The 13,183-nt window shown below is 54.9% G+C and carries 9 protein-coding genes; 4 read left to right on the top strand and 5 right to left on the bottom strand.

Going from position 1 to position 13,183, the window contains the following annotated elements:
• Positions 1–78: 78 nt before the first annotated feature.
• A complete protein-coding gene (locus F7231_RS20195) occupies positions 79–1,722 on the bottom strand; it encodes a S8 family serine peptidase (protein WP_085413010.1) in 1,644 nt (547 codons plus the stop codon).
• Positions 1,723–1,837: 115 nt separating this feature from the next.
• Here F7231_RS20195 and sucC point away from each other — a divergent pair, with 115 nt between their 5' ends.
• Positions 1,838–3,055, top strand: a complete 1,218-nt coding sequence (gene sucC, locus F7231_RS20190; RefSeq protein WP_085413011.1) for an ADP-forming succinate--CoA ligase subunit beta — start codon at positions 1,838–1,840, stop codon at positions 3,053–3,055.
• 112 nt (positions 3,056–3,167) lie between these two features.
• Here the strand turns inward: sucC and F7231_RS20185 are convergent, their stop codons facing one another.
• The 3 genes from F7231_RS20185 to F7231_RS20175 all read right to left on the bottom strand — a co-directional run bounded on the left by F7231_RS20185 (position 3,168) and on the right by F7231_RS20175 (position 8,084).
• On the bottom strand, positions 3,168–5,579 hold the full coding sequence (locus tag F7231_RS20185) for a family 78 glycoside hydrolase catalytic domain (RefSeq protein WP_085413012.1): 2,412 nt from the start codon (positions 5,577–5,579) through the stop codon (positions 3,168–3,170).
• 90 nt (positions 5,580–5,669) lie between these two features.
• A complete protein-coding gene (locus tag F7231_RS20180; protein ID WP_085413013.1) occupies positions 5,670–7,511 on the bottom strand; it encodes a glycoside hydrolase family 2 protein in 1,842 nt (613 codons plus the stop codon).
• Between the two features lie 111 nt (positions 7,512–7,622).
• Entirely contained in the window at positions 7,623–8,084 is a 462-nt protein-coding gene (locus F7231_RS20175) for a hypothetical protein (protein WP_085413014.1), read from the bottom strand.
• Between the two features lie 188 nt (positions 8,085–8,272).
• Between F7231_RS20175 and F7231_RS20170 the strand changes: the two genes are divergently transcribed.
• Positions 8,273–8,569 (top strand): SCP2 sterol-binding domain-containing protein, encoded by a 297-nt coding sequence (locus F7231_RS20170; protein ID WP_085413015.1) that lies wholly within the window; start codon positions 8,273–8,275, stop codon positions 8,567–8,569.
• 114 nt (positions 8,570–8,683) lie between these two features.
• Positions 8,684–10,108 carry a Gfo/Idh/MocA family protein gene (locus F7231_RS20165; protein ID WP_166693329.1) on the top strand — a complete coding sequence of 475 codons (1,425 nt, stop codon included), beginning with the start codon at positions 8,684–8,686 and terminating at the stop codon, positions 10,106–10,108.
• A 109-nt stretch (positions 10,109–10,217) separates the two neighbouring features.
• Here F7231_RS20165 and F7231_RS20160 read toward each other — a convergent pair whose 3' ends face one another.
• Complete coding sequence (locus F7231_RS20160) at positions 10,218–10,520, bottom strand: hypothetical protein (RefSeq protein ID WP_157510635.1); 303 nt, start codon at positions 10,518–10,520, stop codon at positions 10,218–10,220.
• Positions 10,521–10,724: 204 nt separating this feature from the next.
• On the opposite strand from F7231_RS20160, the gene F7231_RS20155 reads away from it, so the two are divergent.
• Complete coding sequence (locus tag F7231_RS20155) at positions 10,725–13,166, top strand: TonB-dependent receptor (RefSeq protein WP_166693328.1); 2,442 nt, start codon at positions 10,725–10,727, stop codon at positions 13,164–13,166.
• Positions 13,167–13,183 lie beyond the last annotated feature (17 nt).

Raw genomic sequence — 13,183 nt, 5'->3', positions numbered from 1 at the left:
TTCAAGTGCGCTGTTCACTAACCCAATGTTGGTGTTGCAGCGCACTTGAAACCTGATACTTGAAAGCTGAAACGCTCTCTATTTCACCGTCATGGCTAGTTTCACGGCTTCGTAGGCGTTCACAATGCCGCCCGACTTGCTTAGGCTGCTAAACGGAACCAGTGAGCCACCGGCGCGACCGGGTAGCCGAACCATCACATCGGGTTTGTAAGCACTCTTCAGCAGAATGTCTTTCACCTGAACGGCAGTCAGGTTTGGGAAATAAGAGCGGAGTAACGCCGCTACCCCCGCCACGCAAGGGGCTGCCATACTCGTACCTGTTAATTTCTGATAGGTGTTATGAGGCGTCGTGGCGTCGATATCTGTGCCCGGCGCAAACAGGTCGACCCGCGTGCCGTAGTTCGATGACGATGCAGGTAGGGTAGAGCCTAACCGGATGGTTGAGTTACCCACGGTGATGTAATTTTTGGCAATGCTACCATCTTCGTATTCAGGCCGTGGGTACGTTGGCAGCGAGTCAACGTTCTCGCCGTTGTTTCCGGCGGCGTGTACCAGCAGCACATCTTTCGATTCGGCGTAGCGAATGGCTTCGTCGACGGCATCTTTGTAAGGCGAGAACCGCTTGCCGAAGCTCATGTTGATGACCTTGGCGCCATTGTCTACGGCATAACGAATACCGTTGGCTACGTCTTTGTCGCGCTCGTCACCGCCGCTTGGTACCACGCCAACCATCATCAGGCGCACGTTGTCGGCTACGCCGTCAACACCAACACCGTTATTACGCTTAGCGCCAATAATGCCAGCTACGTGAGTGCCGTGCATGGCTAGTTCTTCTGAGCTGCCAATGATCAATTTTGGGCTTCCGTAATAGCGTTCATTCGGATTGTTTGGATCGTCGCCTACAGCTTTACGGGCATTCACGGGTGGCTCGCCAGTGCCAACGTCGGCGATAACCAGCTCTTTCAACTGAGCGTACAGGTCTTTCACCCGCGACGTCAGGAAATTGAATGAACCAGCGCGTGGGTCAAAAATTTCACCAATCAGATACTTGGCACCAATGGCAGCGGTATCGGTTCCAACCTGAGCCGCCGCAACACTCTCGGCCACAAACGGCTTACCAGCAAGGGCCGCCGCCATGGCGTCGATTCCCCGAACGTAAGAGGCCGAATCGCGCACCAGGGCCCGTAGAGAGGCCGACCGCACGTTGGGCTTCAGCGATTGCGCTTTGGCCTTTTGGTAGATGTCATACTGCTTCTTTTCCTTCGCAGATAGCCTGGCAGGATCAGCTTTATCGAATTTGGCTTTCCAGTCGGTGGTAATCTGGCCTACTTCGTCCAGATCAGCTTCGTAGGTGGTACCATCTTTGGCACCCATGAAATTCCAGCCGTTCACGTCGTCGACGTACCCGTTCTTGTCGTCGTCGGCATTGTTGCCGGGCGTTTCTTTCGGGTTTTTCCAGATCACATCGCGCAGGTCTTCGTGCACCAGATCAATGCCCGAATCGACTACGCCAACCGTAACTGGTACGGATTTACGGCCTTTCAGCAACTGATAGGCCTTATCGAGACTGATCCCCGGAATAGAATCGGTAGCCGGATCTTTATACGACCACTGGTTGAATCGGGTAGAGGGATTGAGCGATTGGGCCTGCCCGCAGAAAGGCAGGCTAAGGCTTGTCATCAGGGCCAGCGCTAAAGGCCCGGTGATTGATGTGTTTTTCATTACTGTAAATAACGTTTAAATCCTCGTTTATGTGCGGTCACTCACAGGTTATAGCAAGAGTAAATCTATTTTAGACCTAACTTGCGGCCATTAATCATCGCGTGTTGCTGTCCGTATGAACATCCACGAATATCAGGGTAAAGAAATATTGAAACGCTACGGCGTTCGGATTCAGGAAGGCATCGTTGCCGAGTCACCCGAAAAAGCGGTTGAGGCCGCCAAATTGATCATGGCTCAGACAAACTCAAAGTTTGTCGTCGTGAAATCACAAATCCATGCCGGTGGGCGCGGAAAAGGTCAGGTAAAAGGCGGTACGCAGCGCGGCGTGGCGTTAGCCAAATCGGTTGATGACGTACGTGAGATCGCCAAAAACCTGATCGGTAACGTGCTGGTGACCATCCAGACCGGTCCGGAAGGCAAGAAAGTAAATAAAGTGCTGGTGGCGCAGGATGTGTACTATCCGGGCGAAAGCGACACGAAAGAAATGTACATCGGCATTCTGCTCGACCGGGCGAAAGGCTGTAACGTGATCATGGCCAGCACTGAAGGTGGTATGGACATTGAAGAAGTTGCCGAGCACTCGCCCGAGAAGATCGTGAAGGAATGGATCGATCCGACGGTGGGTCTACAGCCTTTCCAGGCGCGTAAGGTCGCTTTCGGACTGGGTATGACCGGTGAGGCGTTCAAGGAGATGGTCAAATTCGTAACCGCTCTGTACAAAGCCTACGTAGACACCGATGCCTCGATGTTCGAAATTAACCCGGTGCTGAAAACGTCGGATAATAAGATTCTGGCTGTCGATGCCAAAGTAGACATCGATGACAACGCCCTGTATCGTCATCCTGATCTGGCCAACTACCGCGACGTATCGGAAGAAGATCCGCTCGAAGTAGAAGCCTCGGCCAATGACCTGAACTATGTGAAGCTCGACGGTAACGTGGGTTGTATGGTGAACGGTGCTGGTCTGGCGATGGCGACGATGGATATCATCAAACTGAGTGGTGGTGAGCCGGCCAACTTCCTGGATGTTGGGGGTGGAGCCAACGCTAAAACGGTAGAAGCTGGTTTCCGGATCATCCTGAAAGACCCGAACGTAAAAGCCATCCTGATCAATATCTTCGGTGGGATCGTTCGTTGCGACCGTGTGGCAACGGGTGTGGTTGAGGCCTACAAAGCTATCGGCGATATTCCGGTTCCGATCATCGTTCGCCTACAGGGTACCAACGCCGCCGAAGGTGCACGCATCATTGACGAGTCGGGCCTGAAGGTACAATCAGCCGTTGAGTTGAAAGAAGCTGCCGAGAAAGTTCGTCAGGTAATCGCTGCGCTGTAACGTACCTGAGTCAATATAAAAAAGGGCGCTCCTGTTAACAGGAGCGCCCTTTTTGCGCTATTAGAAGGGCCTGCCTGAAGAAGCAGTACGCGTAAGCAGCAATGCCCGACTCTTACAAATTCACCGTCTGCTTACCGGGCTTAAGCGGCAGTGTACGGCCCTGCCAGCGGAGCATGCCGGGTACGTTCGGGGGGAGTGTCACTTCACCTTTCAGCGTGTTGTTTGGACCTTTCTCAAAGTGAACGGCTATGGTACCGGCGGGGTGGGGGAGGCTACCATCCACGCTGGGCAACGTACCCAGGTAAGGCGTGATGTTCACGGATCGGAAGCCCGGTTCGGCAGGGTTAATTCCGCAGACAGTCGACAGGAATTCATACACGGGCGAGGCACTCCAGGCGTGGCAGTCCGAGCGGGTCGGTTCGGGCTGTTCGGCAAAGGTGGTCAGTCCGTTAGCGATCATCTTGTGCCAGGGTTGCAACTGCGGGATGAATTCATCGCCCATCCCGGTCTTTTTCAAGGCCTGAAACAGATAGAACTTGAAATAGTACGTTGCGGGTCGCAGGCTGTCGGCCGGGGTGGGGCGCATCACTTTCGCCAGCAGCTCGCGCTGCTGGGCGGCGGGAATGGCGTTGGTCAGAATGGCCAGAATGTTGGCGTGCTGGCTGAACTGCTTCTTGTCGGGAGCGTCGGCCACCAATCCCCGGGCGGGCGACCAGCAGCGTTCCATAACAGCTTTGTTGAGGCGGCGGCTTAGCTCGCGGTAATGCTCTGCTTTCTGGTTCTGGCCGTAATGGGCAAACAGGTCGGCTGCGCGCAGGTACGTGTACGCCTGCTGCAAGGTCAGAATGCTCGACCCGCCAACGTGTGCCCCGGCTGGTACCCCGCCAATATTATCGGCCGGATTCCAGGGCCAGGCCCAGTCAACGAAGTTCCACCAGGTGAGGTCGCCGTTCAGGCCGGTAATGCGGTCGAGGCGGTTTTCGTGCCAGTTCAACACTTGTTCGATGCCATCGAGACGGGCGCTGACAAAGGCATCGTCGCGGCGGTGCATCCAGAAATCGTGGACCATACAGACCCAGAACAGCGAAAACGTAGGAATTACCTGTTGATCGGCCGATGGATATCGGCTTTGGGTCAGGCCTTCAGCCAGGCGGCTGTTATCGTATTCGAGAAGCGCTTTCCGCATCAGTCGGTCGTCGCCGGTGACATAGAGTGAGATCAGTGACTGAATTCGGGTGTCGCCGACGTACTGTAACTGTTCATAGTAGGGGCAATCGAAATACGTTTCGCCGGCGCAAAGCTGCGCGGTTCGCCAGCCCACGTTCCAGACCTTCGTTAAACTACTGTCGGGAACAGTAAACCGGGCTTTCTGCTCAAAGGGGTAAGCCGTGTAATCGCCCTGCAGGCGGTTGATTGTCAGTGGTTCATCGGCCGTCTGGATGGTCAACTGTAGATACCGATACGTGCGGAACCAGAGCGGTCGGAAAGTGCGTTGCTGGCCGCCATCGGCTACGTATTCGTCGTCGAACCCCTTTATCTGTTTCCCTTCGATTTCGTCTCTGTTGCCTTTTTGCCCTTTTGCATCGACCAGACTTTCGGCGTAGGTGAGCGTCATCGAAGCGCCTTTCCCCGCTGAAACGGTCAGCTCAGGGTAGGCGTTTGTCAGCGTTTTCTGATCAAATAGGATAGTGGCTTTGGTTTTTGCCGGCACAACAACGGTGGCTTTTCCCGTCAGGAAATCGGCCGGAACGGTTACGCCCTCGGCCCGCCGGACGGTGGCTAACTGAACGGGTGCGCTGGCCATCTGTGGAATGGTGCGCGGCACCAGCGCCCAGTTGCCGTCGGAGCCCAGGCCGCGGGGTTTTGCCGAAAACCAGGCGGGTTTAGCAGCGGGCCAGGCCGTGTCGTCAAAGGCGGGTTGTTCCCAGCCCCATGGGTACGTGCCGGCATCGACCCGATCCCCATCACCCACGACGATGTACGTTTTCAGCTTGGCGTTGTCGTTGACAACGGGACTATACGCTTTATTGTGCAGCACCTTCCAACTGGCGTTGGTAGTCACCAGCTTCTCTCCGTCGCCGTCGCCCTGCATCACAAAGCCCAACTGGTAGCTCATCTGTGATACCGGTGCCGATTCGCCCATGTGCCATACCTGCGCGGCCAGTGTGTTGGAACCAGCGGTCAGAAAAGGCCCCAGATCAATGGTTTCGTAGTTCCAGTGTTGCGGATCGCTGCGCGCCGGGCCCATTGCTACGGGCTTGCCGTTCAGAAAGAGCCGGTAGCGGTTATCGGCCGACACATGCACGATAAACCGGCCAGGTTTCTGAGGCAGGCTGAAGCTTTTACGAAAATGATACACACCGTATTGCCGGGCCGACGCGGTGGGGTGAACCAGCCACTTGGCTTCCCAGGTGGTGGTTTGCCATTTCGAGAGCGGAGCTGCCTGTTGAGCGGGCTGGTACACCGTCTGGGCGTGCAGCGTAACGCAGGCGAAAACTAGGAGAGGTAGAAGCAATTGGCGCATGGGCCAAAGATACATAACACAGGCTTCAGCCTGTTTGCCAAAACGGAGGTGCGAATCTTTCCCGCTTCGGCAAACAGGTTACAACCGGTGTTACCGGACTGCCGATCGTAATAGTCCCGCCGGCACACTCAACTCACCGGTTTGCGGGTCGATCAGTCCGTTACGTTCATCTTCGATATTGGTAGCCTGTGTATACACATCACCACCGATAGCCCGGGCGCGTAGTTCCTGCTTAAACTGCCGGATACGCTCGGTGCGGCTTTCAGCGTCTTGTGGGCCGCCATAGTCAGCAAACCCAAATCCGCCCCATTCGCTCACTACCAACGGCACCTGCCTGCGGAAGAAGAACGGGTCGCCAACCACCAGCGGCCGGGCCGCCACCCCCTCTATGTCGCCACGAACGAGCCTGTCGAGCATGCTGCGCCAGTGTTCCAGATCGGGGGTGTAAAGATGGGCCGTGAGCAGGTCCGATTTCAGGCGGCCTTCCTGCGAAATATGGTGCCATCCGTCGTTGTCGACAACCAGAAATTGCGGATGGTTGATCTGCATATAGTGGTACGTGTCGACGATATACTGCCTGGTTTCGGCGTTAGTGGCAATGTCTTCGGCGCCCCAGTCTTCGTTGTATAAGCTCCAGATAATGACCGACGGGTGTGTTTCAATCAGAGCCAGCATCCGATCCAGCTCCGCCCGGTGGTTCTGCCTGCTTCGGTGATTCGACTGGTGAGGACTGGGCACCTCTACCCACAACAATAGCCCCAATTCGTCGGCCAGGTTGTAGATACGGGGGTCAATTCCGGCAATGTGAACGCGCACCAGGTTACAGCCCAGCTTCTGCATGGCGTAGAAGTGACGCTGCATCTCTTCGTACGTTGCCCGACCGGGCTGGTACAGAATACCATCCAGGTACGTCGACTTGCCGTTCAGGTACACACAGCAGCCGCGGGCCTCGGCCTTGCGCAGTCCAAAGTGTGCTTCTATCTGAGCCTTGTTGCCTGTTGAGTCGATCAGTTGTGCCGTGAGCCGGTACAGGTGCGGATCATCGGGCGACCAGAGGCGGGCATCGGGCAGTTCAACGACTACGCGCTGGTTTTTCTGCCCGAATTCGAGCTGAAGCGGAAACTCTTCAACAGCCAGTGCACCTGCTTCGGGGTTGCCCTGATCATCTATTTGAAGCCGCAATGTATAATGGCCGGGGTCATGAATGCGGGTTGTCAGATTGAATCGCACCAGGTTATCCTCAATTATGCTGACGACACCCACACGGGAGCGTAGCCGGTTACGTTCCACCGGTTCGAGCCATACGCTTCTGACGGGGCCCGTATAGGTCTGGTACCAGATGCCTCCCCGTTTATATACCAGCGACTCCTGTTTGCCGCGTGGCAGATCGGCATCCATCGTATCGGCGATACGCACCGTCAGGCGATTAGTGGTTTGCAGCAGTTTCTCACCTAGTTCGTAAGAGAATGAGGTGTATTCGCCATAGTGAATCAGCTCACCCTCGATGGTTTGCAATGGCTTGCCATTCAGCCACACCTGCGTTTCGTAGCCGCAGGCACCAAACGTGAGCTGAAACATGGGTTGTGTGCCGTTGTCGCTGCCCGACTCGCGCTCCGGTAGTTCGAACTCGCGTTCGTACCAGACTACTACTTTATCCTGCCAGCCGGGCCCATCGTTCACCTGGTGAGCCTGGGCAATATGGTCTTCTACCGAGCCGGGCCAATGGGCTGTATAATTGTATTCATGGCCCAACTGCCAATTTTGGGTCAGGCCCTCATCGGCCATGTCGTGTGTAAACTGCCATTCGCCATCGAGGAGCAGGTACGTGTTGGTGCGGAGTACGGCTCGGGGAAGTGGGTTGATTGGGTCGGCACTCAGCGCCGGAGTTGGCAGACTTTCTGTCGCGTTGAAGTTTCGGTACGTGGGATGCATTGTTGGGTCTTTAGGTATACGTACCCAACGCCAGCCAGCCACACGAGTTTAGTAAAACTGATTTACTGTACAAATGGTCGGCAGGCTGTTGGCCCAAGGCAATGAACCACACTACTTCATCTCGCGCAGGCAGAAGCCATACATGACGGCAAACAGTACGCTGAAGAAAACGGTAAACGACGTACCTATCCCGGCCAGCCCCACAAAATAGACCGGTAGTATCGCGCCCAGCAGTACCCCCACCACATAAACGTAGAAGCCAATACGGCGAAGTTTAAAGATAAGTGCAACACCGATCAGGGTGACCAGCGAGTAAACGAACTGCGCCAAACTTAACTGCCGAACAACGCGCGGGTCTTCGGGCATCGGGTTATCGCTGTTGGCTCCACTGTCTTCGTAAAAACTACGGGGGTCTCGGCGATCCGGGTTGGCCTCATTCGACGGTTTATGGCCGGTGAAGGGGGTAGAGGCTACCCGTTCAGGGTTCGACAGCGCCACACTACTTTCTATAAGGCCCCAGGTGCAACTGAGAAAAGAGAAGATGCAAAGAATGGTAAGAAATTGAGAGCGCATAAAGGAGAGTTTGAGGTTTGTCGTTTGCCAATTGTACTTGCTCCACTCAGCCAACGAACGGGTAGTTAGCGGAGCAGCCACAAACGGCAAACGACAAACCTCAAACTATTTTTAGTTGTGAACTTCTGGTTACAGGAATAGTTTTACCCCGTAAACGAGTACAAAAAAACCATATTTCAACTAGAATCATGACACTTCAGGAACTGACCGACAACATTCGCACCCGTGTGACCCAGGCCGATAGCCTAGACGCTACCGCCAAACTCGTTACCGATCAGGGTATTGTCTTTATCGATGCGAAGCAATCGCCCACGGTGGTGTCGAACGACGATCAGCCGGCCGACACGGAATTACACGTTAAGGTGGCCGACCTGGAGCGTATGGCGTCGGGTGATCTCAACCCAATGATGGCCTTCATGACGGGTAAATTGAAGGTAAAAGGCGACATGGGCATCGCCATGAAGATGGGCCAGGTAATGGGCTAATTTCGATAGGTGGATTAGCGAATGAATGAATTAGTGAATAGCTTAGAACAGCTTTCAGTAGAAATAGTCTGAGCCGGGCTATTTACTAATCCACTCATTCGCTCATTACTACTTGTGACCTCTCGAAGAACCTTTATTAAATCAGGTACGCTGGCTGCCATTGGCGGGGCGGCGGCCTTCACTATTGTTCCCCGGCACGTATTGGGGCGAGGCTTCGTTGCGCCATCTGATAAACTCAATATAGCGGCGGTCGGCTGTGGTGGCAAAGCCGATGTGAACATTAGGCTGGCCGTCAATGGAGGTACCGACAACCTGGTGGCGCTTTGTGATGTCGACGACCGGCAGGCTGCTAAATACCGCGCTCAGTTTCCTAAAGCGCCTTACTTCCGTGATTACCGGGAAATGCTCGACAAGGCGGGGTCATCCATTGATGCTGTCATAGTATCAACTCCCGATCACATGCACGCGCCCATTGCCATGGCCGCCATGAACCTGGGCAAGCATGTATACGTCGAAAAACCACTGACCCACGATATCTACGAGGCCCGCATGCTTACCGAAGCAGCACGCCGAAACAAAGTAGTGACGCAGATGGGTAATCAGGGCAGCAGCGGTGACTCGACCCGCTACATTGAGGCACTGATTGAGGCAAAAGTGATCGGTACTGTGCACACCGTTTACTGCTGGACGAACCGCCCCGTCTGGCCGCAAGGTGTACAATCGCCTAAAGACAAGAAAGAATCACAGCCAGTACCCGCTGAGGTAGACTGGAACAAATGGCTCGGCACAGCCCCGTACCGCGACTATCATCCGGCCTATATGCCCACCCGCTGGCGTGGCTACTGGGACTTTGGTACCGGCGCACTGGGCGATATGGGTTGCCATTTTATCGATGTCCCGTTTCGGGCGCTGAAGCTCAAGTACCCCACTTCGGTCGAGTGTAGCGTTGGCTCGGTCTACGCCGATTTTTTTCGGGAGGCTTTCTACGATGACGTTTGTCCGCCTTCGTCGAGCGTGCACATGACGTTTCCGTCGACCGATAAGAAAGGCAAAGAGATCAAGCTGTCGTGGTTCGACGGGGGAATTCGGCCACCCTTGCCGGAAGGGGCTCCCTACGAGCAGGTCTTTTTCAATCAGGATGGTGGCATGCTGTTTATCGGTTCGAAAGGCATGCTGTCGGCGGGGCTGTTTGGCGACAACTACCGGCTGTTACCCGTTGAGAAGTTTGCGGGACGTACCCAGCCTCCACCCATTCGCCAGCTTGTTGACGGAAAAACAGAAGGACATCAGCAGCAGTGGGTGAAAGCCTGCAAGCAGGGATTCGGTGCCTATACATCGTCATCATTCGATCAGGCCGGACCGCTGACTGAAACCGTGCTGATGGGTAACCTGGCAACGCGGAGCTACCTGGCGCGCGACAACGGGCAGTTTCCCGGCCGCAAGAAACTACTCTGGGATGGCGACGCCATGAAAATTACCAACTACAATTACGCCAATCAGTTTGTCAAACGCGACTACGCGAACGGATACACACTGTGATTGATTAGGCACAGGCCACCAATGATAGCTGTTGCCGGCTGGCTCGCCCAACAACTGTCATGGAGTCGTTCAAAAGTGGAAGTGATGGCTGTTCATCAGCCAGTTACGTTTATTTGCACGAATCTTTTGCCTGGTTATAGCTGGCCTGAATGTCGTCGCGCTGGGCCTGTGTGTAGAGCGACGAGCAGGCCAGGGCCGCATCGGCGTAGGCTTTGTAGGCATCTACGTAGGCGTTGCATTTCGTTTTGTTGGTAGGGTCAGCTGCAAACGCATTGGCGGCAGCGGTGAATTTATCAGCCATTGCTGTGGCGTTATTGCAGTCGCCTGGAGAAACGGGATCACTGCTTTTTTTGCAACTGACGAGCAATAGAACGCCGACGAACAGCGAGAGGGATAGAGTGCGGATTGTCATGGGTCAACGCGAGTTTTAGATCAACTGTACGATCAAAATTCGCTGCTGTTCATGCATCCCGAGTACGTCGTTGTGTTAACGGATAACTGACTAATTTAACGGTTAGTTTTTGGCTTGGAGCCCACAGATAGCCCCATGACCACACCCCCGGTTCGATGGGTATGCTGGACATTTTCAGTAGGTTTGCAGTGTTAAATCAATCTGATGCGCGCTTCATTACTAACCTGCCTTTTCTTCTTCGTTTCCTGTTTTTGTCTCGTAGCACAAGTGCCTGTCCGCTATACCGTTAGTGGATACGTGCATGAAGTCGGGAGTCGTGAAGCCCTGTTGGGAGCCTCCATTCGGTTGAATGGCCGGCCGGTGGGTACTCAAACCAACACGTTTGGCTTTTACTCCATCACGTTGCCCGAAGCCGATTCGGTCAGGCTGACCTTTTCGCTCATCGGCTACGAATCGCAGGTACGTGTTCTTGCCCTGCATCAAAATCAGGTACTGAACGTCGAACTGGCGGCGGGCGAATTGCTCAACGAGGTGGTGGTGAGCGAGAAGCGGCAGCAGGACCGTGTCAGCGACAGCCCCCAGATGAGCCAGATCGACTTGCCTATCGCCCAGATTAAGAAGATTCCGGCCCTGTTGGGGGAGAAAGACGTGCTCAAAGTGCTGCAACTCATGCCGGGGGTGCAGAAGGGCTCGGAGGGCCAGAGCGGGCTGTATGTGCGGGGCGGTGGTCCGGATCAGAACCTGATCGTGCTCGACGACGCGGTGGTCTACAACGCCAGCCATCTGTTTGGTTTTTTCTCGGTCTTCAACGGGGATGCCCTCAAGAGTGTGGAGCTGACCAAAGGGGGCTTCCCCGCCCGCTTCGGGGGCCGGCTGTCGTCGGTACTCGACCTGACCATGAAAGATGGTGCCCGCGACAAGCTGCATGGCGAAATAGGGTTGGGACTCATTGCCAGCCGGATCATGCTCGAAGGGCCATTGACCAAAGGGAAGCGACCGGGTCAGCGCTCCGGCTCGTTTGTTATCTCTGGTCGACGAACGTACCTGGATGCCATTTCAGCGCCGATTGTGCGGGCACAAACCAACGGTGAAACATCGGCAGGTTACTATTTCTACGACCTCAACGCCAAAGCCAATTACGACCTCGGCCCGCGCGATCGGGTTTACCTGAGTGGGTATTTCGGACGCGATCGATTTTACGCTTCCGAGACAGTCGATAACACTGGAGTTGGCATGGGTTGGGGCAATGCTACCGGCACGCTCCGCTGGAATCACCAGTTCAACCAGAAACTGTTTGCCAACACCTCCCTGATTTTCAGTGACTACAAATTCGCCATCGACGCCAATCAATTGATCGACTCCAGAAATCGATTTGTGCTGGATTACACGTCGGGCATCCGCGATTTTTCGATAAAGCATGACCTCGATTTCTATCCGGCGCCCAATCACGCCCTGCGATTTGGCATTCAGGCCACGGCCCACCGATTCACCCCGTCGGCCATCGTGTTGCAGAACAATAGTTTGTCGGGGATTCGCCGTGAAGTAGATGAGATCGACGTGCTCGAATCGGGGATTTATGCCGAAGATACCTGGCGGCCGTCTGACCATTGGCGACTAAATGGCGGCCTGCGGATTAGTGCCTTTACGGGAGCTGGCGTCAGGTACATTCGCCCCGAACCCCGGTTGTCGGTGGCCTACATCGTTAAGCCCGATTTGTCCTTGAAAGCCTCCTATGCGCTCATGAACCAGTATGTTCATCTGCTGAGTAACACGGGCATCGGCCTGCCCACCGACTTATGGGTGCCCACCACCGACCGGGTACGTCCCCAGCAATCGCAACAGTGGGCCATGGGAGTAGCCAAAGATTTTTCTAAAGGGAATGGGTTTACCCGTGGTCTGGCGCTGACCGTTGAAGGCTACTACAAGCGGATGGACAATATCATCAACTATAAAGAAGGCGCGAGTTTCCTGCTCGTCGATGATCCGACTTCGGCCAATCGGGTGCGTTGGGAAGATAACGTAACGGCGGGCCGTGGCTGGAGCTACGGAGCCGAGGTGCTGCTACACAAAAAAGAAGGCCGGTTTAGCGGCTGGATAGGCTATACGCTCTCCTGGACACAATGGCAGTTTGCCGAGCTCAACGGTGGCCGCGCATTCTTTCCCCGCTACGACCGCCGCCACGATATCTCACTGGTTGGTATGTACGATCTTACCCCGCACATTACCCTTTCGGCTACCTGGGTCTATGGTACTGGTCAGGCGCTGACCGTTCCCAACGCTCGTTACCGGTCATATGGGCTAAGCAATAGCCTCGATTATCCGAAAGACGCAAGCGGACTAATTACCGGTGTAACCCCGGCAGTGTTTGATGGTGGCGTAGGGGTACGTGATTTTGGCCAGGATAAAAATACCTTCCGTGCAGAACCGTACCACCGCCTTGATCTGGGCGTTCAGTTTCACCGGAAACGCCGGACGCATGAGAGCACCTGGGAGTTTAGCGCCTACAATGCTTACAATCGCCGTAACCCTTTCTTCTACAACATCGAAAGCAAACGGCAGGCAACTGGCCAACCAGATATTACTGTATTGTACAAGTATTCGGTATTTCCCATCGTTCCGGCGATTAGTTACGCCTACAAGTTTTAAAACGGGCTATGCCTGCC

Origin of the sequence: Fibrivirga algicola, from assembly GCF_011742925.1 — a bacterium.
Taxonomy (GTDB): Bacteria; Bacteroidota; Bacteroidia; order Cytophagales; family Spirosomataceae; genus Fibrella; species Fibrella algicola.
This window is presented reverse-complemented; position numbering and strand designations above follow the sequence as displayed.

Bases quoted from the DNA above. Each gene is read 5' to 3' on its own strand.
- sucC (WP_085413011.1), top strand. From the start codon at position 1,838: ATGAACATCCACGAATATCAGGGTAAAGAAATATTGAAACGCTACGGC.
- F7231_RS20180 (WP_085413013.1), bottom strand. From the start codon at position 7,511: ATGCATCCCACGTACCGAAACTTCAACGCGACAGAAAGTCTGCCAACT.
- F7231_RS20170 (WP_085413015.1), top strand. From the start codon at position 8,273: ATGACACTTCAGGAACTGACCGACAACATTCGCACCCGTGTGACCCAG.
- F7231_RS20175 (WP_085413014.1), bottom strand. From the start codon at position 8,084: ATGCGCTCTCAATTTCTTACCATTCTTTGCATCTTCTCTTTTCTCAGT.
- F7231_RS20195 (WP_085413010.1), bottom strand. From the start codon at position 1,722: ATGAAAAACACATCAATCACCGGGCCTTTAGCGCTGGCCCTGATGACA.
- F7231_RS20185 (WP_085413012.1), bottom strand. From the start codon at position 5,579: ATGCGCCAATTGCTTCTACCTCTCCTAGTTTTCGCCTGCGTTACGCTG.
- F7231_RS20155 (WP_166693328.1), top strand. From the start codon at position 10,725: ATGCGCGCTTCATTACTAACCTGCCTTTTCTTCTTCGTTTCCTGTTTT.
- F7231_RS20160 (WP_157510635.1), bottom strand. From the start codon at position 10,520: ATGACAATCCGCACTCTATCCCTCTCGCTGTTCGTCGGCGTTCTATTG.